23 protein-coding genes, 1 pseudogene and 1 riboswitch are annotated in these 26,062 nt (G+C 68.8%); of the genes and pseudogenes, 11 read left to right on the forward strand and 13 right to left on the reverse strand.

Features of this window, described 5'->3' with window-relative positions; genetic code table 11:
• Window positions 1-24: 24 nt before the first annotated feature.
• From cydD to hisC, 4 genes are all read right to left on the reverse strand, one after another.
• Complete coding sequence (gene cydD, locus ACGFSA_RS00260; protein ID WP_393297428.1) at window positions 25-3,525, reverse strand: thiol reductant ABC exporter subunit CydD; 3,501 nt, start codon at window positions 3,523-3,525, stop codon at window positions 25-27.
• A gap of 116 nt (window positions 3,526-3,641) precedes the next feature.
• On the reverse strand, window positions 3,642-4,643 hold the full coding sequence (gene cydB / locus ACGFSA_RS00265) for a cytochrome d ubiquinol oxidase subunit II (RefSeq protein ID WP_393297431.1): 1,002 nt from the start codon (window positions 4,641-4,643) through the stop codon (window positions 3,642-3,644).
• Window positions 4,644-4,661: 18 nt separating this feature from the next.
• Window positions 4,662-6,170 carry a cytochrome ubiquinol oxidase subunit I gene (locus tag ACGFSA_RS00270; protein ID WP_393297434.1) on the reverse strand — a complete coding sequence of 503 codons (1,509 nt, stop codon included), beginning with the start codon at window positions 6,168-6,170 and terminating at the stop codon, window positions 4,662-4,664.
• Between the two features lie 236 nt (window positions 6,171-6,406).
• Window positions 6,407-7,486, reverse strand: coding sequence for a histidinol-phosphate transaminase (hisC, locus tag ACGFSA_RS00275; RefSeq protein WP_393297437.1), 1,080 nt, complete (start codon window positions 7,484-7,486; stop codon window positions 6,407-6,409).
• Window positions 7,487-7,855: 369 nt separating this feature from the next.
• Here hisC and ACGFSA_RS00280 point away from each other — a divergent pair, with 369 nt between their 5' ends.
• The 3 genes from ACGFSA_RS00280 (at window position 7,856) to ACGFSA_RS00290 (ending at window position 11,201) form a co-directional block, all read left to right on the forward strand.
• Complete coding sequence (locus ACGFSA_RS00280) at window positions 7,856-8,968, forward strand: LacI family DNA-binding transcriptional regulator (RefSeq protein ID WP_393297440.1); 1,113 nt, start codon at window positions 7,856-7,858, stop codon at window positions 8,966-8,968.
• 173 nt (window positions 8,969-9,141) lie between these two features.
• Entirely contained in the window at window positions 9,142-10,194 is a 1,053-nt protein-coding gene (locus ACGFSA_RS00285; protein ID WP_393297443.1) for a metallophosphoesterase, read from the forward strand.
• Window positions 10,195-10,376: 182 nt separating this feature from the next.
• Window positions 10,377-11,201, forward strand: a complete 825-nt coding sequence (locus tag ACGFSA_RS00290) for a hypothetical protein (RefSeq protein WP_393297446.1) — start codon at window positions 10,377-10,379, stop codon at window positions 11,199-11,201.
• Window positions 11,202-11,339: 138 nt separating this feature from the next.
• Here the strand turns inward: ACGFSA_RS00290 and thiC are convergent, their stop codons facing one another.
• Window positions 11,340-13,130 (reverse strand): phosphomethylpyrimidine synthase ThiC, encoded by a 1,791-nt coding sequence (gene thiC, locus ACGFSA_RS00295; protein WP_393297449.1) that lies wholly within the window; start codon window positions 13,128-13,130, stop codon window positions 11,340-11,342.
• Window positions 13,123-13,256: riboswitch (TPP riboswitch) on the reverse strand. (Overlaps the previous gene by 8 nt.)
• 70 nt (window positions 13,257-13,326) lie before the next feature.
• Here thiC and ACGFSA_RS00300 point away from each other — a divergent pair.
• Window positions 13,327-14,664: a YibE/F family protein gene (locus tag ACGFSA_RS00300; RefSeq protein WP_393297452.1), complete on the forward strand. Its 1,338-nt coding sequence runs from the start codon at window positions 13,327-13,329 to the stop codon at window positions 14,662-14,664.
• Between the two features lie 81 nt (window positions 14,665-14,745).
• Here the strand turns inward: ACGFSA_RS00300 and ACGFSA_RS00305 are convergent, their stop codons facing one another.
• The 4 genes from ACGFSA_RS00305 to ACGFSA_RS00320 form a co-directional block, all read right to left on the reverse strand.
• Window positions 14,746-15,183 (reverse strand): SsgA family sporulation/cell division regulator, encoded by a 438-nt coding sequence (locus ACGFSA_RS00305; protein ID WP_037702202.1) that lies wholly within the window; start codon window positions 15,181-15,183, stop codon window positions 14,746-14,748.
• Window positions 15,184-15,284: 101 nt separating this feature from the next.
• Window positions 15,285-16,055, reverse strand: a complete 771-nt coding sequence (locus tag ACGFSA_RS00310) for an IclR family transcriptional regulator (RefSeq protein WP_393297455.1) — start codon at window positions 16,053-16,055, stop codon at window positions 15,285-15,287.
• Between the two features lie 246 nt (window positions 16,056-16,301).
• The gene (locus ACGFSA_RS00315) at window positions 16,302-16,514 is read right to left on the reverse strand and encodes a DUF5326 family protein (RefSeq protein WP_345512737.1); all 213 of its coding nucleotides are present in this window, start codon (window positions 16,512-16,514) and stop codon (window positions 16,302-16,304) included.
• Window positions 16,515-16,641: 127 nt separating this feature from the next.
• On the reverse strand, window positions 16,642-16,959 hold the full coding sequence (locus ACGFSA_RS00320; protein ID WP_393297458.1) for a cupin domain-containing protein: 318 nt from the start codon (window positions 16,957-16,959) through the stop codon (window positions 16,642-16,644).
• A 68-nt stretch (window positions 16,960-17,027) separates the two neighbouring features.
• On the opposite strand from ACGFSA_RS00320, the gene ACGFSA_RS00325 reads away from it, so the two are divergent.
• From ACGFSA_RS00325 to ACGFSA_RS00340, 4 genes are all read left to right on the forward strand, one after another.
• Window positions 17,028-17,405 carry a phage holin family protein gene (locus ACGFSA_RS00325; protein ID WP_393297461.1) on the forward strand — a complete coding sequence of 126 codons (378 nt, stop codon included), beginning with the start codon at window positions 17,028-17,030 and terminating at the stop codon, window positions 17,403-17,405.
• A 39-nt stretch (window positions 17,406-17,444) separates the two neighbouring features.
• Window positions 17,445-18,569: a cystathionine gamma-lyase gene (locus tag ACGFSA_RS00330; RefSeq protein WP_393297464.1), complete on the forward strand. Its 1,125-nt coding sequence runs from the start codon at window positions 17,445-17,447 to the stop codon at window positions 18,567-18,569.
• Between the two features lie 212 nt (window positions 18,570-18,781).
• Complete coding sequence (locus ACGFSA_RS00335; protein ID WP_393297467.1) at window positions 18,782-19,678, forward strand: LysR family transcriptional regulator; 897 nt, start codon at window positions 18,782-18,784, stop codon at window positions 19,676-19,678.
• Between the two features lie 53 nt (window positions 19,679-19,731).
• Window positions 19,732-20,211: an NUDIX domain-containing protein gene (locus ACGFSA_RS00340; protein ID WP_037702185.1), complete on the forward strand. Its 480-nt coding sequence runs from the start codon at window positions 19,732-19,734 to the stop codon at window positions 20,209-20,211.
• A gap of 44 nt (window positions 20,212-20,255) precedes the next feature.
• Here the strand turns inward: ACGFSA_RS00340 and ACGFSA_RS00345 are convergent.
• Window positions 20,256-21,380: pseudogene (locus tag ACGFSA_RS00345) on the reverse strand (globin domain-containing protein); the annotation flags it as partial.
• Window positions 21,381-21,833: 453 nt separating this feature from the next.
• On the opposite strand from ACGFSA_RS00345, the gene ACGFSA_RS00350 reads away from it, so the two are divergent.
• Window positions 21,834-22,724 carry a GNAT family N-acetyltransferase gene (locus tag ACGFSA_RS00350; RefSeq protein ID WP_393297470.1) on the forward strand — a complete coding sequence of 297 codons (891 nt, stop codon included), beginning with the start codon at window positions 21,834-21,836 and terminating at the stop codon, window positions 22,722-22,724.
• A 60-nt stretch (window positions 22,725-22,784) separates the two neighbouring features.
• On the opposite strand, the gene ACGFSA_RS00355 is transcribed toward ACGFSA_RS00350, so the two are convergent.
• The 3 genes from ACGFSA_RS00355 to ACGFSA_RS00365 all read right to left on the reverse strand — a co-directional run bounded on the left by ACGFSA_RS00355 (window position 22,785) and on the right by ACGFSA_RS00365 (window position 24,943).
• The gene (locus tag ACGFSA_RS00355; protein WP_393297473.1) at window positions 22,785-22,997 is read right to left on the reverse strand and encodes a hypothetical protein; all 213 of its coding nucleotides are present in this window, start codon (window positions 22,995-22,997) and stop codon (window positions 22,785-22,787) included.
• A gap of 241 nt (window positions 22,998-23,238) precedes the next feature.
• The gene (locus ACGFSA_RS00360; protein ID WP_393297476.1) at window positions 23,239-23,667 is read right to left on the reverse strand and encodes a heme-binding protein; all 429 of its coding nucleotides are present in this window, start codon (window positions 23,665-23,667) and stop codon (window positions 23,239-23,241) included.
• A gap of 64 nt (window positions 23,668-23,731) precedes the next feature.
• Window positions 23,732-24,943 carry an MFS transporter gene (locus tag ACGFSA_RS00365; protein ID WP_393297478.1) on the reverse strand — a complete coding sequence of 404 codons (1,212 nt, stop codon included), beginning with the start codon at window positions 24,941-24,943 and terminating at the stop codon, window positions 23,732-23,734.
• Between the two features lie 138 nt (window positions 24,944-25,081).
• Here ACGFSA_RS00365 and ACGFSA_RS00370 point away from each other — a divergent pair, with 138 nt between their 5' ends.
• Window positions 25,082-25,540 (forward strand): MarR family transcriptional regulator, encoded by a 459-nt coding sequence (locus ACGFSA_RS00370; protein ID WP_366693264.1) that lies wholly within the window; start codon window positions 25,082-25,084, stop codon window positions 25,538-25,540.
• Between the two features lie 28 nt (window positions 25,541-25,568).
• Window positions 25,569-26,021, forward strand: coding sequence for a GNAT family N-acetyltransferase (locus ACGFSA_RS00375; RefSeq protein WP_393297481.1), 453 nt, complete (start codon window positions 25,569-25,571; stop codon window positions 26,019-26,021).
• The last annotated feature ends 41 nt before the right edge of the window (window positions 26,022-26,062 follow it).

Consider the following 26,062-nt stretch of genomic DNA (forward strand, 5'->3'; position numbering starts at 1 on the left):
TGCCCGGGTGCTTCTACGCCCGTCCTACGGGAGCCGGGATCCGACGGTCTCCTGTTCGCGCTCCAGCATCCGGCTCAACGGCCCCTCCACCGTCTCGAGATCGGTGTACGGACCGCGCTGCACGATCCTGCCCGCGTCCATCACGACCACCTCGTCGACTGCTTCGAGCCCTGCCAGCCGATGGGTGATCAGAACCGTTGTGCGGCCACGGGTGGCGGCCAGCAGATCCGCGGTCAGGGCATCCGCCGTCGCCAGGTCGAGATGCTCGGCGGGCTCGTCCAGGACGAGTACGGGGAAGTCGGCGAGGAGCGCCCGGGCGAGCGCGAGCCGCTGGCGCTGGCCGCCGGAGAGGCGGGCGCCATGCTCGCCGACGAGCGTGTCGAGCCCGTCGGGCAGCGCCTGCACCCAGTCGAGCAGCCGTGCCTGCGCGAGGGCGCCCCGCAGTTCGTCGTCGGTCGCGCCGGTGCGGGCCAGCCGCAGGTTCTCCCGGATGGAACTGTCGAAGACATGGGCGTCCTGGGCGCACAGCCCGACGAACCGCCGGACAGCGTCGCCGTCCAGTGCGGAGGCCTCCACACCACCGATCCGGTACGTCCCGGACCGCGCGTCCAGGAAGCGGAGCAGGACCTGCGCGAGGGTGGTCTTCCCCGAGCCCGAAGGGCCGACGAGGGCGATGCGCCGCCCGGCGGTCAGCGTCAGGTCGACGGAGTCCAGGGCGTCCCGCGACGCTCCTGCGTACCGGGCCGCCAACCCACGTACCTCCAGCGGGAAGGGAGAGGCGGGTGGATCGGCCGGGGCGGCGGGTTCGAGCACCGGCACCGGGGCGTCCAGCACCTCGTACACCCGCTCGGCACTCCGCTTGACCCGCTGCCGGTACTGCACGGCGAGCGGCAGGCCGGTCACGGCCTCGAACGCGGCGAGGGGGGTGAGCACCACCACCGCCAGCTCCACTCCCGCGAGCCGCCCGTCGAGAACCGCCGGCACAGAGACGAGTGCGGCAGCGACAACCGTCAGACCGCAGATCGCAGCGGAGAGTCCGCCCCCGAGCGCGGTGGCCGTTGCCGCCCGGGCCGCGATCCGGGTCAGAACGCCGTCGGCTTCGCGGGTCCGCGCCGAACGCGCGGGCAGGGCCCCCGCGACGGTCAGTTCGGCGGTCCCGCCGAGCAGATCGGTGATCCGGGTGGCCAGATCGGCTCGCGCGGGCGCCAATTGACGTTCCGCGCGGCGGGCGCAGGCGCCGGTCACCAGCGGCACCCCGACCCCGGCCAGCAGCAGCCCGACAGCGAGCACGACGCCCGCCTGGGGCAGCATCCAGCCGGTGAACCCGGCTGCCGCCACCCCCACGACCACCGCGGTCCCGGCGGGAAGCAGCCACCGCAGCCAGTAGTCCTGCAGCGCGTCCACATCGGCGACGAGCCGGGACAGCAGGTCTCCGCGCCGGGTCCGGGCCAGCCCGGCCGGCGCGATGCGTTCCAGTCCGCGGTACACGGCGACGCGCAGCTCGGCGAGCATCTTGAGCACCGCGTCGTGCGAGACGAGACGCTCGGCGTAGCGGAAGACGGCGCGGCCGAGCCCGAAAGCACGGGTCGCGGTCACGGCGACCATCAGATAGAGCACCGGGGGCTGTTCGGAGGCGCGGGAGATCAGCCAGCCGGAGACGGCCATGAGCCCGACGGCCGAGCCGAGGGCAAGGCTACCCAGCAGGAGCGCGAGCGCCAGCTGTCCGCGGTGTGCCCCTGCGGCCTCCCGGACCCGGGCGAGCACCTGTCCGGACCGTGCCGCGGTCTCCCGCAGCGTCTCGGGCTCCTGCGCGCCTTTGGGTATGTCATCGGAGGCGCGCGCCGGTCCGTCCACCCCGACCGGCTCCGTGGCCGCCGCGTGTTCCGGTGCCACGCCCGGTTCCAGTGTCACCACCCGGTCGGCGACCGCGAGCAGCGCCGGCCGGTGCACGACGAGCAGCACGGTCCGCCCCGCTGCCAGCCTCCGTACCGCGTCGACGATCCCGGCCTCCGTCTCGCCGTCCAGGCTCGCGGTCGGCTCGTCGAGCAGCAGCAGCGGCCGGTCGGCGAGGAACGCCCGCGCAAGCGCAAGCCGTTGCCGCTGGCCGGCGGAGAGTCCCGCGCCGTCCTCGCCGAGCAGTGTCTGCGCACCGTCGGGAAGGTCCGCCACGAAGTCGTACGCCCCCGCGTCCCGCAGCGCCGCCGTGACCGCGCTGTCGTCCGCGTCCGGTCGGGCCAGCCGTACGTTCTCCGCGATCGTGCCCGCGAAGAGATGCGGGCGCTGCGGAACCCAGGCGATCCGCTCCCGCCAGCGCTCGGGCGCAAGTATCGCCAGATCCGCGCCGCCGACCCGCACCCGCCCTTCGTCGGGCTCCGCGAACCCCAGCACCACGTGGAGCAGTGTGGACTTCCCGACACCGCTCGGGCCGACCAGGGCGACGGTCTCCCCCTCCTCGACCACCAGCGAGGCCCCGTCCAGCGACGGAGCGGTACGGCCCTCGTGCCGTACCGTCACCCCCTCCAGCTCCAGCCTCAGCGACTGGGGGACATCCGCCGTACCGCCCGCCCGCACCTCGGTCTCCAGGACCTCAAAGATCTCCTCCGCGGCCGAGAGCCCCTCGGCGGCGGCGTGGTACTGCGCCCCGACCTGCCGGATCGGCAGGTATGCCTCGGGCGCGAGGATCAGCACCACCAGGCCGATGTAGAGGTCCAGTTCGCCGTGCACGAGTCGCATGCCGATGGTGACGGCGACCAGCGCCACCGACAGGGTGGCGAGAAGTTCCAGGGCGAAGGAGGACAGGAACGCGATCCGCAGAGTCCGCAGAGTGGCCCGGCGGTACTGCGACGTGATGGTGCGGATGGACTCGGCCTGGGCCTTGGCCCGGCCGAAGACCTTCAGTGTCGGCAGTCCGGCGACCACGTCGAGGAAGTGTCCGGAGAGCCGGGAGAGCAGCCACCACTGGCGGTCCATCCGGGACTGGGTGGCCCAGCCGATCAGGATCATGAAGAGCGGGATGAGCGGCAGCGTGATGACGATGATCGCGGCCGAGACCCAGTCCTCGGTAACGATCCTGGCGAGGACCGCCACGGGCACGACGACCGCGAGCCCGAGCTGCGGCAGGTAGCGCGCGAAGTAGTCGTCCAGCGCGTCGACACCGCGGGTGGCGAGCGCCACCAGAGAGCCGGTGCGCTGCCCGCTCAGCCAGTCCGGTCCGAGCGCCGCGGCACGGTCGAGCAGCCGGCCGCGGAGCTCGGACTTGACCGCCGCACTGGCCCGGTACGCGGCGAGCTCGGTCAGCCAGGAGACCAGCCCCCGGCCGAGCGCTACCACCGCCAGCAGCATCAGCGGGGTCCGCAGCTCGGTAACGGTCAGTCCGTCCTCGAACCCGCCCACCACCACTTCGGCGATGAGCATGGCCTGGGCGATGACCAGCGCCGCCCCGACCACTCCGAGTGCTACCACGGCTGCCAGGAAGAGGCGGGTGGCACGGGCGTAGTGGAGGAGGCGCGGGTCGATCGGTTTCACGTGAAACATCCCCAATGAGCTCGGGCGGTGGACCATGCGGGACGTGTCGGACCGTCCCCAGGACGTCCCGGCGGATCGGGCTCGGCCGCGATCCGCCGGGTCGCGTCCTCGGCGCGTCAGTGCGCTTCGGCGATGTGCTGCGTACCGATCCGCTTGCGGAACACCCAGTATGTCCAGCCCTGGTAGATCAGCACCACGGGAGTAGCGATCCCCGCGCACCAGGTCATGATCTTCAGGGTGTACGGGGTGGACGAGGCGTTGGTGACCGTGAGGCTCCAGGCGTCGTTCAGCGAGGACGGCATGACGTTCGGGAAGAGCGCCAGGAAGAGCATCGCGACCGCGGCCGTGATGGTCAGCCCGGAGAGCGCGAACGACCAGCCCTCGCGCCCCGCCGCGACGGCACCGATCGCTCCGACCAGCGCCACCACGGCGATGATCAACGCGAGCAGGCTCCAGCCGTCGCCGTGGTCGGCCTGGGTCCAGATCAGGAAGCCGAGGGCAAGCACCGCGGTGACCAGCCCCAGCTTGAGTGCCAGCCTCCGCGCACGCTCCCTGATGTCCCCGACAGTCTTGAGCCCCGCGAACACCGCGCCGTGGAAGGTGAAGAGGAAGAGCGTGACCAGTCCGCCGAGGATCGCGTACGGGTTGAGCAGGTCCCAGAAGTTGCCGACGTACTCCATGTCGGCGTTGATCTTCACGCCGCGGACAATGTTCCCGAAGGCCACACCCCAGAGCAGGGCGGGGATCAGCGAGGTCCAGAAGATCGCGTTTTCCCAGTTGGTCTGCCACCGCTCCTCGGGCCGCTTCGCCCGGTACTCGAAGGCGACACCGCGCACGATCAGGCAGAGCAGGATGATCAGCAACGGCAGGTAGAACCCGGAGAACAGCGTCGCGTACCACTCGGGGAAGGCGGCGAACGTCGCGCCGCCCGCGGTGAGCAGCCACACCTCGTTGCCGTCCCAGACGGGCCCGATCGTGTTGATCAGGACCCGCCGTTCCTTGCGGTCACGGGCCAGCAGCTTGGTGAGGACACCGATCCCGAAGTCGAATCCCTCCAGGAAGAAGTAGCCGATCCAGAGGACGGCGATGAGTACGAACCAGACGTCGTGGAGTTCCATCTCTCAGCTCCTCTGCTCTCAGTAGGAGAAGGCCATCGGCCGGTCGGCGTCGTGGTCGTCGCCGCCGATCTTGGTGGGCGGGTTGAGGTCGGACTCCGTGAGTTCCGGCGGTCCGGCCTTGATGTACTTCACGAGCAGCTTGACCTCGATCACGGCGAGCACCGCGTAGAGCAGGGTGAAGAGGATCATCGAGGTGAGTACCTCACCCTGCGAGACGCCGGGGGAGACCGCGTTGCGCGTCTGCAGCACCCCGTAGACGACCCAGGGCTGGCGGCCCGTCTCCGTGAAGATCCAGCCCCAGGAGTTGGCGATCAGCGGGAAGAGGAGCGTCCACAGGGCGACGATCCAGTAGAGCCTGGTGAACTTCGGGCTCAGCGCCTTGTTCTTGAAGAGGACCAGGTGCGGCACTTCGTCCTCACCGGTCCGCAGCCCCGGAGGCAGCATGAACTTCTTCCGCGTCAGCCACAGTCCGAGCAGGCCGAGGCCGAAGGACGCCATGCCGAAGCCGATCATCCAGCGGAAGCTCCAGAAAGCGACCGGGATGTTGGGCCGGTAGTCGCCGGGGCCGAACTTTTCCTGCTCGGCCTTGTTGATGTCGTTGATGCCGGGGACGTACGAATTGAAGTTGTCGTCCGCGAGGAAGGACAGTAGCCCCGGGATCGAGATCTCCACGGTGTTGTGGCCCTTGGCCACGTCTCCGACCGCGAAGATCGAGAAGGGTGCCGAGTGCTGCCCTTCCCACAGCGCCTCGGCCGCGGCCATCTTCATCGGCTGCTGCTTAAACATGACCTTGCCGAGTCTGTCACCGCTGACAGCTGTGAGCAGACCGGCGATCACGACGGTGACCAGTCCGAGCCGGAGCGAGGTGCGCATCACCGGGATGTGCTTCTTGCGCGCCAGGTGGAAGGCGGCGATGCCGACCATGAACGCGCCGCCCACCAGGAAGGCCGCCGTGATGGTGTGGAAGAACTGGGCGAGAGCGGTGTTCTGGGTGAGCACATGCCAGAAGTCGGTGAGCTCGGCCCGGCCGCGTTCCTTGTTGATCCGGTAGCCGACCGGGTGCTGCATCCAGGAGTTGGCCGCGAGGATGAAGTACGCGGAGAGGATGGTTCCGATGGAGACCATCCAGATGCAGGCGAGGTGGATCTTCTTCGGCAGCTTGTCCCAGCCGAAGATCCACAGCCCGATGAAGGTGGATTCGAAGAAGAAGGCGATCAGCGCCTCGAAGGCGAGCGGAGCGCCGAAGATGTCGCCCACGAACCGTGAGTAGTCGGACCAGTTCATGCCGAACTGGAACTCCTGGACGATGCCGGTGACGACGCCCATGGCGATGTTGATCAGGAAGAGCTTGCCCCAGAACTTGGTGGCCCTGAGGTACTTCTGGTTGTCCGTCCGCACCCAGGCGGTCTGCAGGCAGGCGGTGAGCGCAGCGAGCGAGATCGTCAGAGGAACGAAAAGGAAGTGGTAGACGGTGGTGATACCGAATTGCCATCGCGCGAGGGTCTCGGGCGCCAGAGCCAGCTCCACGTCGTCTCTCCTTACGTCGCTGTAGCCGCAGCGGCAGTTTGCCCTGTTAATCCGACCGATCGCTGGAGGAACAGGACACGCTTGTGAACGCGTTCACATTCACAAGCATTATGGCGCACAGGCTTTCGGGATGTTCGAGGGGGGTCCCCTATCGGGACGCTCCACGCGAAGGCCCCGCACCTCCGAGAAACGAGAGGTACGGAGCCTTCCGGTACACCTGGGCCAAACGCGCCGCGCTACAGCTCCTTGCGGTATGCCTCAGCCACCCTCAGGAACACGTCGTTCGCCTCGTCCTCACCGATCGAGACCCGCACGCCCTCGCCCGCGAACGGCCTGACCACGACGCCGGCCCGCTCGCAGAACCCGGCGAAGTCGACCGCACGGTCACCCAGCCGCAGCCAGACGAAATTGGCCTGGGACTCCGGAACGGTCCAGCCCTGGTCCACGAGAGCCTTGTGCACCCGGACGCGCTCGCAGACCAGGGAGCCGACCCGGCCGAGGAGTTCGTCCTCGGCGCGCAGCGAGGCGACCGCCGCGTCCTGCGCCAGCTGGCTGACCCCGAACGGCACCGCCGTCTTGCGCAGCGCGGCCGCCACCGGCTCGTGGGCCACCGCGAACCCGACCCGCAGACCGGCCAGACCGTAGGCCTTGGAGAACGTCCGCAACACCGCCACATTGGGCCGGTCCCGGTAGATCTCGATGCCGTCCGGCACGTCGATGTCGCGGATGAACTCCTTGTACGCCTCGTCCAGCACTACAAGAACATCGCCCGGCACCCGGTCCAGGAACCGCTCCAGCTCGGCCCTGCGCACCACGGTCCCGGTCGGGTTGTTCGGGTTGCAGACGAAGATCATCCGCGTGCGGTCCGTGATCGCGTCCGCCATCGCGTCGAGGTCGTGCACCTCGCCGTCGGTGAGCGGAACCTTCACCGAGGTCGCTCCGCTGACCTGGGTGATGATCGGGTACGCCTCGAAGGAGCGCCATGCGTAGATGACCTCGTCGCCCGGGCCCGAGGTGGCCTGGAGCAGCTGCTGCGCCACCCCGACGGAACCGGTGCCGGTGGCGAGATGCGAGACGGGCACACCGAACCGGTCGGCCAGCTCGTTCATCAGACCGGTGCACGCCATGTCCGGGTAGCGGTTGAAGTTCGCGGCCGCCGCCAGGGCGGACTCCATCACCCCGGGCAGCGGCGGATACGGGTTCTCGTTGGAGGACAGCTTGAACGCGACCGGTCCGCCGGCTGCCGCCGGCCTGCCCGGCACATAGGCAGGGACGCCGTCCAGCTCGGCGCGCAGCTTGGGGCTCGTCTCGCTCACCGCAGGTCCTCCTCGACCGTCGCACACATCAATACTGCTTACCTTATGAGGATTGCGCGCCGCTGCGAATGGCAGAGCGGAGGAAACGTCCGGTGGGCCCAGGAATGGGGGGAGCGTTCCTCGTACCTGCGCGCGCCGGTGGCTCACTCCGTGGCGCGCATCCCTCGAAGAGGTGAGTTGAGACCTCTTCGAAACATCGACCGTTCAGTAGGCCCATCCTCCTCAGCCCATGAAACACTACAGCCCACCCCGCCAACACCCTTGTTTTGCAAGGCATTTATGGCCAATTGACCATGCAGAAACGTGCCTGTCGACGTGCAAATATGCGACCGGGCCAACCGTCCGCGCGAGCCCTACTATCGGCTCGCCATGACAGCAGCAGGGAAGCACCAGGTGAGCCGGACGGAGACCCCCCGGCGCGGCGGTCGGCAGGGACGAGCGGGAATCCGGGATGTGGCCGCCGCCGCCGGGGTCTCCATTACGACCGTCTCCGACGCGCTCAACGGCAAGGGCAGGCTCCCGGACGCCACCCGCCACCATGTCCGCGAGGTCGCCGAGCGCCTGGGCTACCGCCCGTCCGCCGCGGCCCGAACCCTCCGTACCGGCAAGTCCGGCCTCATCGGCCTGACCGTGACGACGTACGGGGATGAACCTTTCACCTTCACCGAATTCGCCTACTTCGCCGAGATGGCCAGGGCGGCCACCTCCGCCGCGCTCGCCCGCGGGTACGCCCTCGTCGTCCTCCCCGCCACCTCACGCCATGACGTCTGGTCGAACGTCGCTCTCGACGGCACTGTCGTCATCGACCCCTCCGACCAGGACCCGGTCGTCACCGAACTCGTCCGGCAGGGGCTGCCCGTCGTCTCCGACGGCCGCCCGGCCGGGACCCTCCCGGTCACCGCCTGGGTCGACAACGACCACCGGGCCGCCGTGCTCGACCTCCTCGACCATCTCGCCGCCGCCGGGGCCCGCCGCATCGGCCTGCTCACCGGCACCACCACCGACACGTACACCCGCCTCTCCACCACCGCGTACCTCCACTGGTGCGAGCGCGTGGGCCAGGACCCGGTGTACGAGTCCTATCCCGCCCACGACCCGTGCGCGGGGGCGGTCGCCGCCGACCGTCTGCTCGCCCGCCCGGACCGGCCCGACGCCGTCTACGGGCTCTTCGATCCCAATGGCACCGATCTGCTGGCGGCCGCCCGCCGGTACGGTCTGCGGGTCCCCGAGGACCTCCTGCTCGTCTGCTGCAGCGAGTCCACCGTGTACGCGACGACCGAGCCGCCCATCACCACGCTCTCGCTCAAACCGCGCCGGATCGGTACGGCGGTCGTCCAGCTCCTCATCGACGCCATCGAAGGGGTCGACCAGGACGGCCCGGTGGAACAGGTCATACCGACAGAACTCATCGTGCGGACGTCCTCGCAACGCCGTCCGCCCCGCACCACGGTCAGCGCCCCAAGGTCCCCCTCCGGGGACTGATCAGCGCAATTAGGACAAATCAAGCGGTGAACCTCGCGTGCGCCCGGATTCACCACCCCTGTTGCGTCACACAGCACGATCCGCATTCCTATGATGGGCGCACGACACCGCGGACCACCCCGACCAGCAGGGCCCGTCAGGTGTACGGCGGCGCGACGGTGGTGGAGGGGTCGATGACACAGGGGGCCGGTCAGGAACCCGTGGTGCGGACGGCGACGTTGCGTGACTTCCGCGTGCCGCCCTATGCGCAGACTCCGGTGCCACCCACGGCGCCGCATCCGGGCAGTGCCGTTCCGGCGGACGAGCCGGAGGGCTACACGCCCACCGCGCGCGATCTTCCCGTGATCAACCGTGACACCGTCCAGGTGCAGACCGTCCCCGACCCTCGGCCCGCGCAGGACCCGGGGCTCGGACCGCTGTACGTCGTCGGCGACGTCCACGGCTATCTGGACGAGCTCCACGCCGCCCTGGCCGAACAGGGGCTCATCGACGCGGGGGGACAGTGGGCCGCGGGCAACGCCCGGCTCTGGTTCCTCGGCGACTTCACCGACCGCGGTCCGGACGGCGTCGGCGTCATCGAACTCGTCATGCGCCTGTCCGCCGAAGCCGCGGCCGCGGGCGGCTACTGCAAGGCCCTGATGGGCAACCACGAACTGCTGCTCATCGGCGCCAAGCGGTTCGGCGACACACCGGTGAACTCCGGGGCCGGCACCGCGACGTTCCAGGCCGCCTGGCTGCTCAACGGCGGCCAGAAGAACGACATGGAGCGGCTCCAGGACCACCACCTCCAGTGGATGTCCCGGCTCGACGCGGTCGTCGAGGAGGACGGGCATCTGCTGATGCACTCCGACACGACGGCGTACCTCGATTACGGCTCCACCATCGAGGACGTCAATGACACCGTGCACGCCATTCTCACGCGTAACGACGCCGACGAGTGCTGGGACCTCTTCCGCAAGCTCACCAAGCGGTTCGCCTTCCGCGACGAGGCGGGTCCGCAGGCGGTCCAGGAGCTGATGGCGGCCTACGGCGGACAGCGCATCGTCCATGGTCACAGCCCCATTCCGTATCTTCTCGGCGAGGTCGGCTCGGAGGACGGCGAGGACAGCGCCGGGCCCGTGGTGGAGGGCCCGCACGTATACGCGGACGGGCTCGCGATCGCCATGGACGGCGGCGTGACCATGGCCGGAAAGCTACTGGTCGTCCAGCTGCCGTTGCATGACTGACGGTCTTCGGGGAAGACGCATCAACGACCTGACCACGCCGACCACTGGGCCTATTTACGGAAACTCCCTGTCACCCCGTGCCGTGGGCGCTCTACCATCGGCGTATCAGTAGCAGGCTCTCCTCCGTTTCCGCCCAACTGCCCGGCCAGTGCGGGTAGTCAGGCCCAACGGAGCATCGGGGGATGCACATGAACAGCGCTCCGCACCTGCTGGCCGAGGACCGACCCGAGTACGAGCGGATCCTCGGCGACGCGCTGCGTCACGCTCACGAACGACCGGATCTCGCCGGAGTCGGCGAACGGCTCAACGCGGAACAGCTGCGCACCATGGCGCTGAACGCCACGGCACTGATCACCACGGCGGCGGCCACCGAGTACGACCACTATGTGAAGGCCCGCAAAGAACTACGCGGACCGGCCGCCGACTCCGCCCAGGGTTCTGGCCTCGGCTCCGACGCGGACGATCCGGACCGGCCGGGCGCCGGGATAGGGGCGGTCGTCACGGTCCTGGCGCCGATGCTCGCGGGCACCTCCGCACTGATCTTCCTGCTGGTCGGCTATCTGCTGAAGATGCTCAGCCGGCCCCCCTCGTTCGCCGACACCATGGTCGCCGCCGGGTGGTTCTTCGCGGCGGTGACGGCGGCCGCGATACTGGCCGCCGCCGTCGGACTGCTCATCACGGCGCTGCGCAACGGATCGACCGCGCTGCCCGCCGAGGATGCCGAGGACGAGCTGCCGGAGGAGGTGGCGCGCGCAAGGGAGGCCTGGCGTCATGCGCTGCTGGAGCGCGGCATCCTGCCGTTCCTGCGCGATGCACTCGCCGATCCCACCGCAGGCGCCGCGTCGCGCACACCGCACCCGTCGGCCCACCGCATCCCGAAGATCGGCTACAGCAGACCGGACTTCACGGGGCCGGACGAGGGGCCGGCGGCGGGCCCCCGCCCGTCCTTCACGAGTCCGGACTTCACCAGCCCGGACTTCGGCGGCCCGGAACACGAACCGGACTGACCGGCCGCCACGGCCCGGCCTGCCTCGTGAGTGGTGGGGAATCACCAGCCGCGGGGCACCCGGCGGGTGGCCGGTGGAGCGGCCCGAGGCTCCCCCGGCGGTTTCCGGGGGAGCCTCGGGCCGCTCCGGTACGGCTACTCAGTCGGTGAGCGGGAGGTACACCCGGTTGCCGGCGGCCGCGAACTCTGCCGACTTCTTCATCATGCCCTCGGCGATCTCGGCCTCGGTCGCCGCGGGCTCGTCGCCGCCGAACTGCTCCGAGATGCTTCGGCTGATCTTCATCGAGCAGAACTTCGGGCCGCACATCGAGCAGAAGTGGGCCGTCTTCGCCGGTTCGGCCGGCAGTGTCTCGTCGTGGAACTCCCGCGCCGTGTCCGGGTCGAGTGCCAGGTTGAACTGGTCCTCCCAGCGGAACTCGAACCGCGCGTCCGACAGTGCGTCGTCCCAGTCCTGCGCCCCTGGGTGCCCCTTGGCGAGGTCCGCGGCGTGGGCCGCGATCTTGTAGGTGATGACGCCCGTCTTCACGTCGTCCCGGTTGGGCAGGCCCAGGTGTTCCTTGGGCGTGACGTAACAGAGCATCGCCGTCCCCCACCAGGCGATCATCGCCGCGCCGATGCCCGAGGTGATGTGGTCGTACGCCGGGGCGATATCGGTGGTCAGCGGGCCGAGCGTGTAGAACGGCGCCTCCTCGCAGATCTCCTGCTGGAGGTCGATGTTCTCCTTGATCTTGTGCATCGGGACATGGCCCGGGCCCTCGATCATGGTCTGGACGCCGAACCGCTTGGCGACCGAGTTGAGCTCGCCCAGCGTGCGCAGTTCGGCGAACTGCGCCTCGTCGTTGGCATCGGCGATCGAACCGGGGCGCAGTCCGTCGCCCAGCGAGTACGTCACGTCGTACGTCGCGAGGATCTCGCAGAGCTCCTCGAAGTTCTCGTACAGGAACGATTCCTTGTGGTGCGCCAGGCACCACGCGGCCATGATCGACCCGCCGCGGGAGACGATCCCGGTCTTGCGCCGGGCGGTGAGCGGGACATACGGCAGCCGCACGCCGGCGTGCACCGTCATGTAGTCGACGCCCTGCTCGGCCTGCTCGATCACAGTGTCCTTGTAGATCTCCCAGGTCAGCTCCTCCGCCCTGCCGTCGACCTTTTCGAGGGCCTGGTAGAGGGGCACGGTGCCGATCGGCACGGGGGAGTTGCGCAGTACCCACTCGCGGGTGGTGTGAATGTTGCGGCCGGTGGAGAGATCCATGACCGTGTCGGCACCCCACCGCGTCGCCCAGGTCATCTTCTCGACCTCCTCCTCGATGGAGGAAGTGACCGCGGAGTTGCCGATGTTGGCGTTGACCTTCACCAGGAACCGCTTGCCGATGATCATCGGCTCGGTCTCCGGGTGGTTGACGTTGGCCGGCAGGACCGCCCGGCCGGCCGCGATCTCCTCGCGTACGACCTCGGGTTCGACGTTCTCCCGGATCGCCACGTACTCCATCTCCGGGGTGATCTCGCCCCGGCGGGCGTACGTGAGCTGGGTGACGGGCTGCCCGTCGCGGCTGCGGCGCGGCCGACGAGGACGGCCGGGGAAGACGGCGTCGAGGTTACGCAGTCCGCCGCGCGGCGACGTGTGCCCCAGCCCGTCGTCCTCGGGGCGGACGGGGCGGCCCACGTACTCCTCGGTGTCGCCGCGGGCGGTGATCCAGTTCTCCCGCAGGGGTGCGAGACCGCGCCGTACGTCGGTTTCGGTGGCGGGATCGGTGTACGGCCCCGATGTGTCGTACAGCGTCACGTGCTTGCCGTTGGTGAGGTGCACCTTTCGGACCGGCACCTGGAGGTCCGGGCGCGAGCCCTGGACGTATCCCTTGTGCCAGCCGATGGACGTGCCGGCCTCGTCGCTCTGGTTCGAGGCAGGCGTGCGTGCGTCCGATGTGGTCATGAGACCTACTCCCTACGCCGGCATTACCCGGTAACAGGTTCGGCGGTCGGCGCAGCCTGTCCCGTACGGATGTACGGATATCAGCGCCCTCTCAGCCCGGTGCTCCGAGCTCCCGCGTGTGCAAAGGTGCCACCACGCTAGCGCCTGTTCCGGCGTGCTGGACAGAGGGCCTGTTCCTTCTTGCGATGATCGCCCGGTGACGTCCCTTCAGAGCGCCCCCGGATCGCAGGACCATCAGCACGGGCATTCGCACAGCCACGGCCCTGCTGCGCCGGTCTCCACGCATCTGCGCAAGATCATCGCGGCCGTGCTGATCCCGTTCGCCACCGCGGTCGTTGTCGGCCTGCTGGTTCTCTGGCCGGGCGGTGCGCCCGCGCACGAGCGCACCGGTGTCGGTTTCGACCAGCAGACCCAGCAGGGCAAGGTGGTGAACGTCGACAAGGTCGACTGCAAGGACGTGAATGCCGCGCAGACGCCGGTCACGGGCGGCACCACAACGCCATCGGGGGACGCGGGCGCCGGTCAGGAACCGGGGCTGTGCGAGAAGGCCACGGTCGAGGTGACGACCGGACACGACAAGGGGCGCACGTTCGTCGAGATCGTTCACCCCGACGCCCCTCGGCAGTTGCGCGAGGGCCAGGGCGTGGTCGTGGCGTACGCCCCCGACGCGCCCCATGACCTGCAGTACTCCGTGACGGATGTGAACCGGAAGTTCCCGATGGCGCTGCTGGCCGGGATCTTCGCTCTCGCAGTGGTCGTCGTCGGCAGAATGCGCGGGTTGATGGCGCTGGTCGCGCTCGCGGTGTCGTTCGCCGTACTGACCCTGTTCATCCTCCCCGCGATCCTTCAGGGGTCGAATCCGCTGCTCGTCGCGGTCGTCGGGGCCAGCGCGATCATGCTCATCGCGCTCTACATGTGCCATGGCCTGACCGCACGTACCTCGGTCGCGGTCATCGGCACCCTGATCTCACTGCTGCTGATCGGGCTGCTCGGTTCGCTCTTCATCGGCTGGGCGAGCCTGACGGGGAACACCGACGACAACACCGGTCTGATCCACGGCCTCTACCCTCACATCGACATGAGCGGCCTGCTGCTGGCCGGCGTCATCATCGGTTCGCTCGGTGTGCTCGACGACGTGACGGTCACCCAGACGTCGGCGGTCTGGGAGCTGCACCAGGCGGACCCGACCATGGGTGTGCGAAAGCTGTACCGGGCAGGGATCAGGATCGGTCGCGACCACATCGCCTCGGTGGTCAATACGCTGGTGCTCGCCTACGCAGGCGCCGCGCTTCCCCTGCTGCTGCTGTTCTCGATCGCGCAGAGCAGCGTGGGGACGGTGGCCAACAGCGAGCTCGTGGCGGAGGAGATCGTCCGGACGCTGGTCGGCTCGATCGGTCTGGTCGCCTCGGTGCCGGTGACGACGGCGCTCGCGGCACTGGTCGTCTCCGCGGACCGCACAGGGCTCGGCGCGGAAGCAGGAGCTTCGGCACCCGTACGGGGTGGGAGGGGCCGGCGTCGCAGGGCGAGGCATTGAGCACCTCGACGCAGAGCACATATCACCCGTTCGGCAGATAGAGCGTTCGATCGGCCAGTAGGCCGTCCGCGCAGTTCTTCCTCAGCCGGCGTTCTGTTCCTTGGCCAAGATCCGGCCCAGCGCCTCTTCCAGGCTGCCCTCGAAGTCACTCAGCGTGCACTCCTGCCCGAGGGGTACGAGCTTGTCCGTGCGGTCGAGAAACGCGACGAGTGGCGCTGTACCGGCCCTGAACAGGGCGCGATCCGTCCCGACCTGCAGCCGGATGTGTACGTCGGAGAGTCCCTCGGGCTCCGTGGGGCTGATGTGCACATCGCCGTCGCCGCTGGGGCTGTTGAGGCCGTCCAGCAGCAGCTCACGGCCGAAAGCCCAGGTGACGGGGGCGTCGCCGGGCAGGTGGAAGGTCATCCGGATCGCGTACGGATCGCACACCTCGTACCGGAGTTCCACCGGGATACGGAATGAGAGCTCCTCGGAAACGAGAAAGCTCATCATGACCTCAGCTTGAACCGACTCGCGCATCGTCCAACCCCGCAGTAGTTGAATCTGGCCAGGAATGATCCCCCATGGCCCTATTGACGCCATCGTGGTGCACGCGATAGCAGATCACAAGGAGTGATTTTTCAGATACTGATAGAGAACACGAACGAACGCAAGAGGGTTGCCACTTCATTGCGTAGTCGTTCGACTGCGGGGAGCAATCGATCTTCTTGGTCGAGAGGCATGGAAATCGCCATGGCGGCTGCAGTGAATCCGGCCGTGATCGGGATGGCCGCGCAGACCGTCCCCAGGGCGTACTCCTGTCGTTCGATGACAGGTTCCATCCGCTCCAACGACCTCAAACGCTCAAGAAGCGCCGGTCGGTCCCGCACCGAATAGCGGGTGAGAGGCCGCACGGGGTGGCGGTCCAGATGGTCCTCACGGGCCTTCTCGTCGAGCCGGCTGAGCAGACACTGACCGAGCGCATGGGCATGCCCGGTCTCCCGGAACGAGGCCCGCTCGTCCACCGCGGGTGCCGCGGGGGTGTCGGCGACCGCGATGAGTTCGATCTCACCTTCGCGGTAGACGGCGCAGTAGACCGGCGCACCGATGATGTCGCGCCAGCGGGCCAGCGACTGGGTCATTCTGCTGCGACGATTCTGCAGACAGCCGTCGTCGACGAGCCTCTCTGCGGCAGTACCGAAGAGGAAAACACCGTTCGCGCGGCGCAGGTAGCCCTCATGGGTGAGGGTGCGCAGCAGGTGATAGGCGGTAGGAAGAGGAAGTCCCGCTTCCCGTGCGAGCTGCTTCGCGGGCGCCCCGTCCCGATGGGCGCCCACAGCCTCCAACAGCCTCAACGCCCGCTGAACCGAACCGATCAACGTCGGAACAGCGGTGCTCGATGCCGTGGTCAAAAGTCACCCCCAGGCATGGCGACGGGCGGTCGGCCCGTCCGTGGGGGCCGCCCCCACGGTCCTGCCGCAAACCTGAGGTCCGGAGACCGGGCGTATGCACAAACCACTGGGCACAGCGGTGACGGACAGTTAATTCCCAGGCGGCGGCAGCGGACTGCCACTGTATAGGCCGTGTAAGCAGGGGGCCTCGTTTCGTCCTGCGCTTAGCTCAGCTGGGCTAATTGCCCGACTGGTGACCGCCCGCCCCTACCAGTCGCCGCGCGAGGACGAGGAGGACATGAACTTCCGTACGACGAAAACGAGGCCACCGACCAGGATGACGAACACCAGGACCTTGAAGAGCAGACCGATCACGAACCCGATCACGCTGGCGATCAGACCGCCGAACACCACGATCGCGATGACGGGCACTGCGACCCACTTCACCCACCAGGGCATCCCCGCGAATATCTCCCGCACAGCCATCGTCCCTACCTCATTCCTGTGAGTACCTGACTCGATGCTAGAGGCGCGGGGGTCGCCGGCGGGGGCTCCGGAGCCCTTGATCTCCCCTGATCGAACCCCGAGGGATCCCTGAGAGCCAGGCTCAGCTCTCGGGCGGAGAGAAGACCACCATGACTCGCAGATCCTCGGTGATGTGGTGGAACTTGTGGGCCACCCCGGCCGGTACGTACACCACGCTTCCCCTGCCCACCTGCGTGGTCTCCATGCCCACGGTGATCGAGGCACGACCGCTGACGACGAAGTAGACCTCGTCCTGCTGGTGCGGCTGCTGCGGGTCGAGTTCGCCGGCGTCCAGCGCGTACAGGCCGACGGACATGTTCCGCTCCCGCAGGAACTGCAGATACGCGCCGTCGTTGGCGGCACGTTCCGCCTCCAGTTCGTCCAGCCTGAATGCCTTCATGGCCCGTCCGCTCCTTGCTTCTGTTCAACCGGTGTCCGCCACCGATCATGTCTGCCACGATCAGACACATGAAGAATTTTGTAGTCAAGACGATCGCCAACGCGGGTGCGCTGGCCGTGGCCATCTGGCTGCTGGACGGCATCACGCTGTCGGGCGGCAGCACCGGTCGCAAGGTGCTCACCCTGATCCTGGTCGCCCTGCTCTTCGGGCTGGTGAACTTCGTGGTCAAGCCGATCGTGAAGGTGCTCACCCTGCCGCTGTTCATCCTCACACTGGGGCTGATCACCCTCGTGGTGAACGCGCTGATGCTGATGCTGACCTCCTGGCTGGCGGGCCAGTTCCATCTCAGCTTCCATGTCGACGGCTTCTGGACCGCCGTGCTCGGCGGTCTCATCATCTCGATCGTGTCCTGGGCACTGAACGTGGTCCTGCCCGACGAGGACTGATCCGACGCCGCACAGACCAGAGAGAACAGAGAGAACGACATGAGCACCATGGGCGACGGCACCCGGGCGGTACGGGCAGGCCTTCCCGAACCCGAGCAGTACGAACCCACCCTGCCCGGTCCGGTCTTCGCCGCGCACTTCCATCTCTCCGGCGAGCCGACCGGTCCGTACACCTACGGACGGGAAACCAACCCGACCTGGACCCATCTGGAACGGGCCATCGGCGAGCTCGAAGCGCCGGGAGAGGCCGTCGAGACCACGGTGTTCGCCTCCGGAATGGCGGCGATATCGGCGGTGCTGCTGTCGCAGGCGCGTACCGGTGACACCGTCGTCCTGCCCGACGACGGCTATCAGGCGCTGCCTCTGGTGCGTGAGCAGCTGGAGGCGTACGGGGTCGAGGTGCGGACCGCGCCGACCGGGGGCGACGGACAGCTTGCGGTCCTGGAAGGGGCCCGGCTGCTGTGGATCGAGACGCCGTCCAATCCGGCACTCGACGTCTGCGACCTGCGGCGGGTCATCGACGCCGCGCACGCGGCCGGCGCTCTGGTGGCCGTGGACAACACGCTCGCCACTCCGCTCGGCCAGCGCCCTCTGGAATGGGGCGCCGACTTCTCCGTGGCCAGTGACACCAAGGGCATGACCGGGCACGGCGACATCCTGCTCGGCCATGTGACGTGCCGGGATCCGGAGCTGGCGGCGGGTGTACGGCGTTGGCGCAAGGTGGTCGGGGCGATCCCCGGCCCGATGGAGGCCTGGCTCGCGCACCGTTCGCTGGCCACGCTGGAGCTGCGCATCGACCGGCAGTGCGCGACCGCGCTGACTCTCGCAGAGGCGCTGGGCAGACGGCAGGAGGTGACCGGGCTGCGGTATCCCGGGCTGCCCACCGACCCCTCGTACCCGGTCGCCGCGCGGCAGATGCGGCGCTTCGGCTCCGTGGTGTCGTTCGTGCTGCCCGACCGCGAGATCGCGGAGCGCTTCCTTGCCGGGCTGCGGCTGGTCGACGACGCCACCAGCTTCGGCGGCGTGCGCTCCACCGCCGAACGGCGGGCGCGCTGGGGCGGCGATGCCGTGCCGGAGGGCTTCATCCGATTCTCGGTCGGGGCCGAGGACGCGGACGACCTGATCGCCGACGTGGAGCGGGCCCTGGACGAGGCGATGAGCTAGGGGCCAGGGCAGGACAGAGGAGAACCAGCGGTACGGACGGCCCGAGCCTCCCCCCTCGCGGCTCGGACCGTCCCGGTTCCACGCGCGAAGAACCGTCTGGACAAGGTTAATTGACTCTGCGTCAGAGTCCAATCACAGTAGCGACAGCGACCTATCGACATATTTATGATTGTTCGCGTCGGACACCTCGAAAGGGCGGGAGGGAACCGGACATGGACCTGGCCCTGCTGCGTACGTTCGTCACGGTGCACCGGGCCGGTTCCTTCACCCGGGCCGCCGCGCTGCTCGGTCTCTCCCAGCCCGCGGTCACCTCGCAGATACGCACGCTGGAACGGCAGCTGGGCCGTCCGCTCTTCCTGCGCAGGGCCCGCGGCGTCACCCCGACCACCGTGGGCGACGAGCTCGCGCACCGGGCGGCTCCCCATCTGGACGCACTGGTCGAGATCGCCGAGACGGGGCTCGACGAGGAGTCGGCCGTACGGACGCTGCATCTGGCCGGTCCGCCGGAATTCACCTCGTTGCGGGCCCTGCCCGCGCTCACCCCCCTCATCTCCCAGGGCCTTGCCCTGCGCAGCACGTTCCTCGCCAATTCCGAGGAGGCGCTGGAGGGGCTCGCCGCCGGACATCATGATCTGGCCATTGCGACGGCCCGGCCGCGCGGTGGTCTGCTCACCGCGACTCCGCTCTGCGACGAAGAGCAGGTGCTGGTCGCCGCCCCGCGCTGGGCGGCACGCCTCGGACCCGGAGCCCTGCGGCACAAGGGTCCCGTGGCGCTTCAGCAACTGCCGGTGGTGGAGGTGCATGAGAGCCTTCCGCTCGTCTCCCGCTACTGGGCCGCTGTCTTCGACGGGCGGCCGGCCGCAGCGGGCACCGTCATCGCGCCGGATCTGCGCGCGGTCCTGGAGTGCACCGCGGCGGGCGCCGGACTCGCTGTACTACCGCGCTATCTGTGCGAGGGGGCACTGGAGCGCGGCGAGGTGGTGGCCCTCCTGGACCCGCCCGTGCCGCCGCTGCGCACCTACTTCCTGGCCGCGCGGACCGGCACACTCGCGCTGTCGCATATCGCGCGGGCACACGAGTGGCTGGTGCGTGCTGCCGTCGATTGGTGACCCGACGGCAGGGCGGGTGTTTCAGAAAGGGTTCTGTGGGCCACTCTCTTGCCATGACCGAACGTCCTGTGGTCAAGCGCACCGCACGCGCCATCCTGCTCGACGGCAACGACCTCATCCTCATCAAGCGCACCAAGCCGGGGGTGGATCCGTACTGGCTCACGCCGGGCGGCGGGGTCGAGCCCGAGGACGCAACCGTCGTCGACGCACTCCACCGCGAGGTGGACGAAGAGCTCGGCGCCAAGATCACCGATGTGGTCCCCTGCTTCGTCGACACCGTGGAACACATCGAGGGCGGTGGGGTGAAGGGTGTCAAGGTCCAGCACTTCTTCGTCTGCCGGCTGGACTCGATGGACCTGTCCCGGCGGCACGGCCCCGAGATCGACGATCCGTGCGGCGAGTACGACGTCGTACGGGTGCCGTTCAGCCGGATCGGGATCGCCGCCGTCCATCTCGTGCCGCTGTCGCTGCGGCACTACCTGGACGGCAACATCGAGGGCGTCCGGGCGATGCACGCGCCGGACCTGGGCTGATCCCGGGCCTGGAGGCCCCATGCCGACGGGATGGGCCGTCGTGGTCAGCCCGGACCCAGGGGCGCCAGTTCCTCGACGGAGTCATGCCGGATGCGCTCAGGCGGCATACCGGTCCCTCTGAGGACGTCCACGACGCTGCGGATCATCCCCGGCGGCCCCGCAAGATAGGCCTCGTACTCGGGCCATGGACCGCTCTCGCGCACCGCGTCGGGCAGCAGGCCTTTCAGCGCGCTCCCCGTACCGCTGGAGACCACAGGCCGCACGGCGAGCCAGGGAAAGGTCTTCTGGAGCCGCAGCATCGTGTCGATGTCGTACAGGTCGCGGTCGCTGCGTGCGCCGTAGAAGACCTCCACCGGGCGCCGGTCGCCGTGCTCCGCGACATCCTCGACGAGTGCCTTGATGGGCGCGATACCCGTGCCGCCGCCCAGGCAGAGCAGACCGTTGTGGGTGGTGTGGTCGACGGTCATCGAGCCGGTGGGCGGGCCGAGACGCACCACGTCGCCGGCGCGGGCCCGGCGCACCAGAGCGTTGGAGACCCAGCCCGCCGGGACCGCCTTGATATGGAAGGTGAGCAGACCGTCGGGCCGAGGGGCCGAGGCGAAGGAGTAGTGCCGCCAGATCCGTGGCCACCAAGGGGTTTCCAGGGCGGCGTACTGGCCCGCGAGGAAGGGATACGCCTGGTCGGGACGGACGGTGAGGACCGCTGTGTCGGGCGTTCTGAGGTCGTGGGAGACAACCTCCGCCGGCCACCAGGCGGGAGCCCGTTCCTCGTCCTCGGCAGCCGCGTCGATCATGATCTGCGAAATCGCCGTGTAGGCACGGATCCAGGCCGCTTCGGTCTCCCCGTCCCATGAGGTGGCGTAGCGGCTCAGTGCGCCGAGGAGAGCCTCGCCGAATGCGGGATAGTGCGCGGGCAGAGCGCCGTATTTACGGTGCCCGCGGGCCAGCCCGCCAAGGTACTCGGTCAGCGCATCGGGGTCGTCCATCCGGTCGGCAGCCGTGAGGATCGCCCGGAGGAGACGGTCGCGCTGGGTGTCCATCGCGACCGGAAACATGGCCCGCAGATCGGGGTGGCGCACGAAGAGCAGGGTGTAAAAGTACGAGGTGGCCTGGTCCGCGACAGGACTGAGTTCTGCCAGAGTGCGGCGGATCAGGGTCGCGTCGGGAGATCTCAGAGTTCCGTCGCCGGTCGACATGGTGGCCGGAGCGTCCATAACTGTGCCTCGCCTCGAGCATCTTCTGGTCGCATGAGCGTGCCGACACCGCACGCACCGCCTGCGGTCCCTTGCCCCAGCATGCCTGCGACACCTGCAGGTCGGACAAATAGCGGGAAGTCCGGGTATCCGAACCCGTTCTCCCGTTACGCTCTTTTGCCCCATGGCCAGTCCGGGAACCCAAGGACAATTCGGGCAACGCGCATCAGCGCCGGATCACCTCCGACCGTCGCTCAGCTGCGTGTTTCACGTGAAACTGCGCACGCGTGCAGCGCGCTGCCGAGCCCTCACCGCAGGCTCGGCTCTCTGGCCGCGCGGGCACTGTCGGCACGGTCGGCGCATATGTGTCTCGACCGGATCCGGTAAAGCGGTGGACGAGCGATCACTGCGTCGGACAGCCTGGCCCTCATGCCCAGCCCACTGCCCCACCCGCGCACCGATACGCCCATCCGGCGCCTCACCCGGGGAGACCTGGTCGCCTGCGCCGACCTCTGCGAGGACCGCGGCTGGCCGCGTGACGAGCGCCGCTGGGCCCTGCTCCTCTCCGCAGGGACGGGCTACGGCATCGATGATCCCGAGGGCAAAGGCCTGATGGCCGCCTGTGTGATGACCTCATACGGCGAGGGCCTCGCTGCCATCGGCATGCTCCTCGTCGCCGAGCGGTACGCGCGCCAGGGGATCGCCCGGCGCCTGATGCACCAGGTGATCGAAACGGCGGGGGAGACGTCACTCAGCCTGTACGCGACGTCGGCCGGGCGGCCGCTGTACGAAGAGCTCGGTTTCGAAGGGGTGGGCCGGGCCGAGCGGATCAGTGGTCACTTCCGGCCGACCGGCGCGTCGGGTGACGGCACTCCCGCAGCGTCCACCGTGACCGTCCGTCCGGCGACGGCCGAGGATCTGCGTGCCATGCTCCGGCTGGACGCGGAGGTGTTCGGCGCGGACCGGACGCATCTCCTTGCCCGGCTGCCGTCCTTCGCAGATCACCTCCGGGTCGCGGAGGACAAGGACGGGCTTGTCGGCTACGCGGCGCTGTGGCCGAGTGACGGGGTCCATGTGGTCGGTCCGCTGGTCGCCCGGGACACCGTCACGGCGCTGGCGCTCGTCGACTCCCTCGCGCGGGCGACGGACCGTCCCCTGCGCGCGGACATCGACGCACGCCATGAAGAACTGTTGGGCCGGCTCAAGGAGTGCGGTCTGCAGCCGGCCGGCTCCGGAACCACGGTGATGGCCTACCGGTCTCCGGACCTGCCGGGCGACTGGACCCGTCGCTTCGCACCCTTGACCGTGGCGACGGGCTGACGGGGACCGGGCTGAACGGCGCCGGGCCGGGGAAACGCCTTTCACCGGCCCGTTGTCCTGTCAGTCGAACCAGGCCGCGAGCCGGACGTTTGTGTCACCGTGGATGGCGGCCAGCGTTTCCATCACCGTCCACACGGGCTTCCAGTCTCCGTCCACCGGAACGGCCTCGCGCCGGGTCATCCGCGCGTCCGACGCCACTGCGGGCTCGTCCCAATCGACGGTCTTCAGCTCGTCCCAGCCGATCCAGGTGGCGTTGCGCGCGTCGGCCGCCATGTTCCCGATCTCCTGGCGGACGCGGTCGCAGACACCCTCCGGCAGCCCACGGCCGGCCGCGATCGGTCGAAAGCCGACACGGTTGCGCACGCCGAAGAGGCAGCCGAACGCGTCGTAACTCCGGCCCATGTAGAGCAGATCGAGATCGACTGCGGCCGACCAGGGCTCGCCCTTCTCGTACCAACTGGCCCGGCACTCGACGAAACCGTAGATGTCCGCTGCCCTCGCAGCGGTTCGCGAGTCAGCCGAGAGCCGTCACGGCGGCCGTGGCGAAGCCGTGGTCCTGCTCGGGCGCGCCACCGCCCACGCCGACGGCTCCGATCAGCCGACCGTCGCGGAAGACCGGAACACCGCCGGCGATGAAGAGCAGCGGCCGGTCGAGGGCAGTCGGCAGGGTGTGGAAGGGCCCGCCCGGCTGGACCGTGTCGACAAGGCCGGCGGTCGGGGCGCCGAGCTGAAGGGCCGTGTACGCCTTGCGGGTGCTGGTCTCACCCGCGATCAGTACGGCCCGGTCGTCGCGGCGGAAGGCCAGCAGGTGGCCGCCCGCGTCGAGGACCGTCACAGCGGCAGTGACACCGGCGGCTTCGGCGGCGGTGCGGGCTGCGGCGACCAACAATTCCGCGTCCTGAATGGTCAGCGGGGCAACGGCCGTGGGGAGGATGGTGCTCATGAGGGATGGCTCCTTGGTGCGGTGGAGAGTGCGCGCCCTGTGGTGAGCGCGCGTTGTGGGGGTGTCAGTGCCGGGCGGCGGACGCCTCGACCGGCTCGGGAATGCGTCCGGCGACAAGGCGGTTACGGGTGACCGTCCGGCGCTCCAGGGCGCTGGAGAGGACGGCGAGGACGAGAGCGGAAGCAGCCAGCGCGGCGCCGACCCAGTTGGGTGCGGTGTAGCCGAGACCGGCGGCAATGACGAGGCCGCCGAGCCACGCCGACAGCGCGTTGCCGAGGTTGAAGGCGCCGATGTTGACGGCGGAGGCGAGGGTCGGGGCCCCCGCCGCCTGGTCGAGAACCCGCTTCTGCAGCGGGGGCACGGTCGCGAAGCCCAGGCCACCGATCAGCATGATGGTGACGGCTGCCGCGATCTTGTTGTGGGCGGTCAGCGTGAAGACTGCCAGGATCACGGACAGGGCGCCCAGCGACACGTACAGCATCGGCATCAGGTGGCGGTCGGCGAACTTGCCGCCGAGCAGATTGCCCCCGACCATGCCGAGCCCGAAGAGGACCAGCAGCCAGGTGACGGAGGACGCGGAGTAGCCGGCGATCTCGGTCATCATCGGCGTGATGTAGGTGATCGCGGCGAAAACGCCACCGAAGCCCAGGACGGTCATCGCCATGGCGAGCAGCACCTGCACATTGCGGAACGCGGCCAGCTCATGGCGGAGCCGCACGCCTTCGGCCTTCGGCTGCTCGGGCACCAGCCTGGCCACACCCAGCAGACCGACGGCTCCTAGGGCCGCAACGACGAAGAACGTGGTCCGCCACCCGCCGCTCTGCCCGATGTAGGTGCCGAGCGGTACGCCGACGACGTTGGCGACGGTGAGGCCGGTGAACATCATGGCGATCGCGCCGGCCTTCTTCTGTGGGGTGACGAGATCGGCCGCGACGACCGATCCGATGCCGAAGAAGGCGCCGTGGGCGAGGGAGGCGATCAATCGCCCGGCGAGCATCACACCGAAGACGGGGGCGACGGCGGACACCACATTGCCCACGATGAACAGCCCCATCAGGAGCATGAGCATGCGTTTGCGCGAGACCCGCGTGCCAAGGACCGTCATCAGCGGGGCGCCGAGTACGACGCCGAGTGCGTAGCCGGTGACCAGGAATCCTGCGGTGGGGATCGAGACCCGGAAGTCCGCAGCAACCTCGGGGAGCAGCCCCATGATCACGAACTCGGTGGTTCCGATACCGAATGCCCCAATGGCGAGGGCGAGGAGCGCGAGCGGCATGGGTTTCACCTTCCCAAGAGATTGCGTCTGCGCCTTACAAGCGTCCACAATAATTGCAGGCGCTCATTAATTGCAAACGCGGGCTATTGCAGACGTCCTCTATCCTGGAGGCAAGCGGCTCCGCACGGAGGAGAGACCATGACAGCGACGGACCCTGCACTGACTGCCCTCTCGCAGGGCTGGTGCGCCCTCTCCCTGCTCCACGGCAAGATCGAGTCCCACATCGAACGGGCCCTGCAGTCCGGGCACGGGCTCAGCGTGCGGGAGTACTCCCTGCTCGACGTCCTGAGCCGACAGCACAACGGCCCGGGCGGCCATCTGCAGATGAAGCAGGTCGCCGACGCGGTCGTGCTCAGCCAGAGCGCCACCACCCGTCTTGTCAGCCGCCTCGAAGACCGCGGGCTGCTGACCCGGTATCTCTGCGACACCGACCGCCGCGGCATCTACACCAACGTCACCGATGCCGGCCTCACACTGCTCGCGCAGGCCCGGCCGACCAATGACGCCGCTCTGCGCGCCGCCCTCGACGAGGCGGCCAGGAACCCCGAGTTGGCCCCGCTCGTCACGGCAGTCGAAGAGCTGAAGGTCCCCGCGTAGGCCACCTGAACTGCGTAGTCTGCCGATCATGAGCGATCTGGAAATACGCCCTGCGGCCCCCACCGACATCCCGGCCGTCGTGGCCATGCTCGCGGACGATCCGCTGGGCGCGCGGCGCGAGTCGCCGGACGATCTCGCCCCTTACCACGCCGCGTTCCAGCGACTCGCCGATGACCCGAACCAGCACCTGGTCGTCGCCGTCCGCGAAGGCGATGTTGTCGGGACCCTGCAGCTGACGGTGGTCCCCGGGCTCTCCCGGCGCGGCTCGACCCGCTCCATCATCGAGGGCGTTCGCGTCCATGCCGATGAGCGCGGCAGCGGCCTCGGCACCCGGCTGATCCAGTGGGCCGTGGACGAATCCCGGCGCCAGAACTGCCAGTTGGTCCAGCTGACGTCCGATGCGACCCGGACCGATGCCCATCGCTTCTACGAGCGGCTCGGCTTCACCGCCAGTCACGTAGGTTTCAAGCTCGCTCTGTGACCGCCGCTCGGAATCCACAGGATCCGATGGACCGAAGGAGT

Origin of the sequence: Streptomyces sp. NPDC048496 (assembly GCF_043200055.1) — a bacterium.
Classification (GTDB): Bacteria; Actinomycetota; Actinomycetes; order Streptomycetales; family Streptomycetaceae; genus Streptomyces.

Bases quoted from the DNA above. Each gene is read 5' to 3' on its own strand.
- ACGFSA_RS00370 (WP_366693264.1), top strand. From the start codon at position 25,082: ATGACAGCGACGGACCCTGCACTGACTGCCCTCTCGCAGGGCTGGTGC.
- ACGFSA_RS00360 (WP_393297476.1), bottom strand. From the start codon at position 23,667: ATGAGCACCATCCTCCCCACGGCCGTTGCCCCGCTGACCATTCAGGAC.
- ACGFSA_RS00375 (WP_393297481.1), top strand. From the start codon at position 25,569: ATGAGCGATCTGGAAATACGCCCTGCGGCCCCCACCGACATCCCGGCC.
- ACGFSA_RS00340 (WP_037702185.1), top strand. From the start codon at position 19,732: ATGACCGAACGTCCTGTGGTCAAGCGCACCGCACGCGCCATCCTGCTC.
- thiC (WP_393297449.1), bottom strand. From the start codon at position 13,130: ATGACCACATCGGACGCACGCACGCCTGCCTCGAACCAGAGCGACGAG.
- ACGFSA_RS00280 (WP_393297440.1), top strand. From the start codon at position 7,856: ATGACAGCAGCAGGGAAGCACCAGGTGAGCCGGACGGAGACCCCCCGG.
- ACGFSA_RS00330 (WP_393297464.1), top strand. From the start codon at position 17,445: ATGAGCACCATGGGCGACGGCACCCGGGCGGTACGGGCAGGCCTTCCC.
- ACGFSA_RS00320 (WP_393297458.1), bottom strand. From the start codon at position 16,959: ATGAAGGCATTCAGGCTGGACGAACTGGAGGCGGAACGTGCCGCCAAC.
- ACGFSA_RS00285 (WP_393297443.1), top strand. From the start codon at position 9,142: ATGACACAGGGGGCCGGTCAGGAACCCGTGGTGCGGACGGCGACGTTG.
- ACGFSA_RS00305 (WP_037702202.1), bottom strand. From the start codon at position 15,183: ATGCGCGAGTCGGTTCAAGCTGAGGTCATGATGAGCTTTCTCGTTTCC.
- ACGFSA_RS00365 (WP_393297478.1), bottom strand. From the start codon at position 24,943: ATGCCGCTCGCGCTCCTCGCCCTCGCCATTGGGGCATTCGGTATCGGA.
- ACGFSA_RS00355 (WP_393297473.1), bottom strand. From the start codon at position 22,997: ATGGCGGCCGACGCGCGCAACGCCACCTGGATCGGCTGGGACGAGCTG.
- ACGFSA_RS00290 (WP_393297446.1), top strand. From the start codon at position 10,377: ATGCACATGAACAGCGCTCCGCACCTGCTGGCCGAGGACCGACCCGAG.
- ACGFSA_RS00325 (WP_393297461.1), top strand. From the start codon at position 17,028: ATGAAGAATTTTGTAGTCAAGACGATCGCCAACGCGGGTGCGCTGGCC.
- ACGFSA_RS00335 (WP_393297467.1), top strand. From the start codon at position 18,782: ATGGACCTGGCCCTGCTGCGTACGTTCGTCACGGTGCACCGGGCCGGT.
- ACGFSA_RS00350 (WP_393297470.1), top strand. From the start codon at position 21,834: ATGCCCAGCCCACTGCCCCACCCGCGCACCGATACGCCCATCCGGCGC.
- cydB (WP_393297431.1), bottom strand. From the start codon at position 4,643: ATGGAACTCCACGACGTCTGGTTCGTACTCATCGCCGTCCTCTGGATC.